The 5,899-nt window shown below is 65.0% G+C and carries 4 protein-coding genes; all 4 read left to right on the top strand.

The window, feature by feature from the left end:
* Positions 1–893 (top strand): type VI secretion system baseplate subunit TssK (gene tssK, locus HP547_RS26675; protein ID WP_172288406.1); only part of this gene is annotated, 893 nt, incomplete at its 5' end.
* Positions 890–1,606, top strand: a complete 717-nt coding sequence (icmH, locus tag HP547_RS26670; RefSeq protein WP_172288404.1) for a type IVB secretion system protein IcmH/DotU — start codon at positions 890–892, stop codon at positions 1,604–1,606. The genes tssK and icmH, both read left to right, overlap by 4 nt.
* Before the next feature lie 30 nt (positions 1,607–1,636).
* Positions 1,637–5,455, top strand: a complete 3,819-nt coding sequence (locus HP547_RS26665) for a type VI secretion protein IcmF/TssM N-terminal domain-containing protein (RefSeq protein WP_172221640.1) — start codon at positions 1,637–1,639, stop codon at positions 5,453–5,455.
* A partial coding sequence (gene tagF, locus HP547_RS26660; protein ID WP_172288402.1) for a type VI secretion system-associated protein TagF occupies positions 5,452–5,899 on the top strand: 448 nt, incomplete at its 3' end. The genes HP547_RS26665 and tagF, both read left to right, overlap by 4 nt.

Genomic DNA, 5,899 nt, shown 5'->3' with positions numbered 1-5,899 from the left:
TGAACGTGGTGCTGCTGGTCGACGGCGACAGCCTGGACGGCTACAGCCACTGCCCGCTGGTCAAGCTGACGCGCAACAGCATGGGCGGCTTCAACCTCGACCCGCATTTTGTCCATCCGACCCTGCACCTGGGCAACCATGAGACCCTGGCCGGCATCGGCAAGCGCCTGCTCGGTGCCCTTCAGGCCAAGAGCAAGGCGCTGTCCGGCCGGCGTCGCGAGCGTGCCGACCAGATCGCCGAGTTCGGCTCCAGCGATGTCACGCTGTTCTGGTTGCTGAACACGGTGAACCGCGCCCACCCACAGCTGGCCCATCTGCTTGCCCACCCGCGCCTGAACCCAGAGCGCCTGTACCTGTTCCTGGCCGACCTCGCCGGGGGCCTGCTGACCTTCACCCTGGACACCCAGCTCGGCGATATCCCCGAGTACGACCACCATGACCCGGCGGCTTCGCTGGCCAGGCTGGACGAGATGATCCGGGTGATGCTCGACAACGTCGTGCCCAACCAGTGCGTGGTGATCAACCTGACCCAGACCAAACCGTCGTACTGGCAGGGCCAGCTGCGCGACCCGCGCCTGGCCGAAGCCGACTTTTATGTTTCGGTGCACGCCGACATGCCCGGTGCCAGCCTGCTGGAACTGGTGCCGCGGGCGGTCAAGATCGGCTCCCCGGAGGACATCGAAGTGGTGGTCAACAGCGCCATGCCCGGGGTCACCCTGAACCATGCCACGCGGCTGCCCAACGCGATCCCGGTGCGCCTGGACAACCAGTACTTCGCGATCGAGCCGCATGGCCATGTCTACGAGCGGATGATGAACGCCCAGACCATCTGCTTCTATGCGCCCGGCGCCCTTACCAACCTGAAGCTTGAACTGATGGCGGTGCTCAAATGACCGAAGCCGTATTGCAACAGGGCGCCGCTGTGGCCGCCCAGGAAAAACCGACACTCAAAGCACTGGTCCAGGACTTCGTCAGCATGGCGCTGATCGTGCGCCGTGGCCGCCAGGTCACGTCGGTGCAGGCCTTCGAAGGCAGCGTCGAGCGTTTCTTCGCCAACCTGGAACGCGATGCCCGTGCGGCCAACTACAGCGTCGAGCAGGTCAAGGATACCCAGTACGCGCTGTGCGCCTTCCTCGACGAAAGCGTGTTGCGCGCCGGGGACAACGAACTGCGCCGGCACTTCGAGCTGCAGCCGCTGCAGTTCCGCTACTTCGGCGTGCACCTGGCCGGTGAAGGCTTTTTCGAGAAGGTCGACGCGCTGCGCGCCGACGTCAAGCAGAACATCGACGTGCTCGAGGTCTATCACCTGTGCTTGGCCCTGGGCTTCGAAGGCAAGTTCAGCCTCGGTCAGAAGGACCAGCTGCGCTACCTGGCCAACAGCCTCGGCCAGGACATCGCCCGCTACCGCAAGGCGCCCAGTGCGCTGTCACCGGACTGGGCCCTGCCCGACCAGGTGTCGCAGATGCTGCGCCATGAAGTGCCGCTGTGGGTGTACCTGGCGTTGATCGCGCTGGTCTGCGTCGCTGTCTACCTGACGCTGGACTGGTTGCTGGACAAGGACGTCGCCGCCCTTTCAGAACAAATTCGCCAGCTGTTCAGTGCCTGAGCCCCGTTCAGGTAGCCGAGTCAGGAAGACATGAAAACATTACTCCGCCTATTGAAAAGTTTCTGGGTTCTGCTGCCACTGCTGTGGCTGGCGAGCCTGTTGATCTGCTGGCTTGCCGCCCCCTTGCTGCCGTGGCTGCGTCACCACCTGCCGGAGGCGCTGGCAATCATCAGCGCCTGCTTCCTGCTGGTCATCGTGCTGCGCCAATACCAGCGCATCCGCGCCGAGCACAATCTGGAGAACCTGCTGCAGCTCGAAGTCGATCGCTCGTGGAATGCCACCGGTGAGTTCCGCGACCAGCAAGTACTGCGCGAGCGCCTCAAGCACGCCATCGCCATGCTGCGTACCGACCGCTCCGCCGGCGGTGGCGGCAAGGCGGCGCTGTCCGACCTGCCGTGGTACCTGGTAGTGGGCATGTCGGCCGCCGGCAAGACTTCGTTGCTGACCCATTCGGGCCTTTCGGCCAGCATCGCCACGGGCAACGACAGCGCCAGCGGCACCCAGCACTGCGATTGGTATTTCAGCCCGGACGCGGTGATGATCGACACGGCCGGCCGCTACCTGCGCGACGACCAGTCGGCCAGCGAGTTCTCGGCCTTTCTGCGCATGTTGCGCAAGCAGCGCGGCAAGGCGGCGATCAATGGCCTGGTGCTGGTGGTCAGCCTGCCCGAACTGCTGGCAGCCAACAGCGATGAGCGCAATGCGCTTGCCGCCCAGTTGGTAGCGCGGGTGGAAGAGTACGCCGAGTGCCTTGAAGCCAACCCACCGGTCTACCTGATGCTGAGCAAGACCGACCAGCTGCCAGGCTTCAACCAGGCCTTCGAGGGCTTGGACCTGCACGAACGCCAGCAGCCGCTGGGCATGACCTTTGGCCTGTCGGAAATTCGCAACAACGGCCTGCATGGCGCATTGCAGAACCGCTTGCACAACCTGCAACGGCACATCCGCCGGCATGTCGACGCACAGACGATCGCCCTCGGCGCCGACGCCGACAGCACGCTGCTGAATTTCCCGCAGTACTTCGCCGCACTGGGCGATGTGCTCGAACAGTTCCTCGAACCCTTCACCCGCGGCCACCGCGGCGGCACCCCGTTGCTGCTGCGCGGGCTGTACTTCACCAGCGCGCTGCAGACCGAACAGCAGCTGGGGCAGGTGTACGAAGACGCGGTCGCCGAGGAGTTCGCCCTTCAGCCCGCCCAGGACGACGCCGCCGGGCACTGCGCCAAAGCAGTGGGCAACCGCAGCTATTTCATCACCGACACCTTCCGCCGGGTGATCTTCCCTGACCGTGACCTCACCCTGTATCAGTCGCGGCTGGGCCGCCAGAGCGCCTTCAGCCCGTTGCTGCTGGCCGTGGCAGCGGCAACCGGGGTGCTGTTCATCGGCTGGCAGGCGCTGTCGTTCGCCAACAACCGCCAGTGGCTGGATAGCCTGCGTGGGCAGTTGGCGCAGCTTGAGCAGGCTGACGACCGGGCGCAGTTGCTGGCCGCCGGCAAGGGCCTGGAAGTGCTGCGCGAGCAGATGGCCATGGTAGAAGCGCATCGCCTGCAAGGCGTTCCGCTGCGACTGGGTGCGGGCCTTTATCATGGCGATGCAATCCATGAAGTGACCCGCACAGCCTATCTGGCGCAGTTGCGCAGCCAGGCGCTGGAGCCGGTCGCGCGCAGCCTGCAAGTGCAGATGCGAGCATTCAACACCTTCGCCAGCGGTATCAACCAGGCGCTGGAATTCACCCCAGCGCCGCAACGGAAAAAACGCAACGGCAAACCATTGGCACCTGCTGTCGCCGCCAAGGCGCAGGCTGCGCTGGGCAACACCCGTGCCGGGGCTTACGCGGCCAAGGTCAACCTGGCTACCGCCAGCGACGCCGCCGAACTGTCCGCCACCACCGGTGGCCTGTCGCTGTCCGAAGAAATGCTCGGGCGCCTGGACGAGCAACAGGTAGCGTCCATCATCGAGGCCTACAACACCCTGAAGCTGTACCTGCTGTTGACCCAACCACAGCAGCATCCAGACAGTGCCTTCGTCGCCGCCAGCCTGCCCAAGGCCTGGGCCGGCGCTGCGGGTAAAGACGCTGCAGGTGAAACCATTGCGGCTGACGCTGGCGTGATCGAAGAAAACGTGCCGCTGTACGTGCAGTTGCTGGAACAGGGGCAAGCGCCAGCGCTGCCACGCAACGACCAGCTGATCAGCGAAACCCGGGCAAACCTCAAGTCGTTCATGCTTTCCAGCTCGCTGGTGGACCGCGAATACCTGCGCCTGCAACTCGAGTCGAGCCGCCAGTTCCCGGCGCTGACCCTCAACGACCTGGTGCCGCAACCCGGCCGGGCACTGCTGTATGGCTCTGCCGGCGTGCCGGCTATCTATAGCCGCCAGGGTTGGGATACCTTCGTCAAGCCAGAGCTGATCAAGCTGCTGTCGGGCAACCTGCGCAATGAATCGGACTGGGTGCTGGACGGCGAAGGCGGCGATGCCATCGTGCAGAAAGCCAACTTCATTCGCGAGTTCATGACCCGCTACAAACGCGACTATACCCAGGCCTGGTACAAGATGGTCAGCAGCGTCGGCGTGCGCCATTTTGCCGACCTGGCGTCGGCAACCCAGCAACTTGGCCTGCTGAGCGACGTGCAGAACTCGCCGGTGAAGCACCTGCTGGCAGCCGTCAACGACAACACCCAGTGGGACCTGCCGGCCAAGCATGCGCTGCCAACGCCTGGCGCTGCCCGCGAAGACGGCTTCTGGAGCAAGGTCAGCGGGCTGTTCGATGCCCAGGACAACCTGCCGGCCAGCGTCGCGCCGAGCCTGCCGGCCGTTGATGACGGCAGCCTGGCCAGGCGTTTCGAGCCGGTGGCGCGGGTGTTCGCGGAAAACAACGCCGAAGGCGCCGACAGCACCATCATGGACCGCTATCTGGCGGCCCTGCGCAACCTCAAGGTACGCATGAACAACATCCAGCGCTCGCAGGATGTCGGCAAGAGCAGCAAGCAGCTGATCAGCGAAACCCTGGAAGGCCAGCCGAGCGAAGTCACCCGCGTGCGCAATTATGTGGAGAGCAGTGTCGACACCAGCCAGGACGGCTTGTCACGCTCCCTGCAGGGCCTGTTCAGCCTGCCCATCCAGTACGCCTGGGCAACCCTGCGCGACCCTGCCGGCCAACAGATTGCCAAAGCCTGGGCGCAGCAGATCGCCAAGCCCTGGGAACAGGTCATGGCGCACCGCTACCCGATCGCCGGGGGCAGCCGCAACGAAGCGTCGGTGAAGGACCTGCAGCGTTTCGTCGACCCCGAAAGCGGCCTGCTGCCGGCCTTCAAGCGCAACGAAATCGGCAACCTGGCCGGCGGCGAAGGCTTGGGGGTCGGCGACGGCCAAGGGCCGGCGCTGGTCAACCCAGGCATGCTCAACAGCATCGACAAGGCCAGTTCGGTGGGCCAGGTCATCGCCAGCCTGTCGGACCGCGACAACGGTTTCGAGATCATGCTGGAACCCTCGGCCAGCTTCACCGACATCGTGTTCACCCTCGATGGCCAGGAACAGCATTACCGCAACGGCCGCAGCAGCTGGAACCGCTTTGCCTGGCCAGGCGCCAGCAACGCCCCCGGCGCGCGTCTGGATGTAGTAACCCTGAGCGGCACGCGGGTCACCGTGTTCGACTTCCCAGGGCGCTGGGGCCTGCTGCGCATGAACGAAAGTGCCCGCGTCGAAGACGTCGACGGCATTCAGCAGCGCTTCAGCTGGAACACCGCCAATGGCCGGGTCAGCCTGGTGGTGCGCAACTTCGGCGGGGTCAAGCTGACCGACCTGGGTGAGGTCAAGGCCCTCAGCGCCCTCAACGGCAGGGGCGCGCAATGATCGGCTGCTTCGGCAAGCTACCGTCGAGCGCCGACTTCGTCAGCCTGCATGGCGCGGCAGAGGAAGTGTGCGAGTTCGATGCCTGGCTGCAGTCCTCGCTGGCGGCCATGCGCGACCGCGACGACTGGCAGGCGTTGTTCGACGGGCTGCCGATGTGCGCCTTCAATTACCGCGCCCGCAATGGCAACTGGCTGTTGGGTGGCCTGCTCAGCTCGCAGGATGCCAGCCAGCGGCGCTACCCGTTCTTCATCTTCCAGCTGCTCAAGGGCGAGGAAGGTACTGCGCTGGTGAACCCGTTCACCCTTGGCGAACTGTTCAGCGCGCAGATCAAGCCATTGCTGCACCAGGCGGTGCAAGGTGCCGATTGCACCCGCCTGTTCGCGCAGATCCAGGCCCTGCGCCCGCTGCAGGCGCAGGACCTGGACCTGTTCCGCCGGGTGCATG

The organism is Pseudomonas sp. CM27, from assembly GCF_013179515.1.
GTDB lineage: Bacteria > Pseudomonadota > Gammaproteobacteria > Pseudomonadales > Pseudomonadaceae > Aquipseudomonas.
This window is presented reverse-complemented; position numbering and strand designations above follow the sequence as displayed.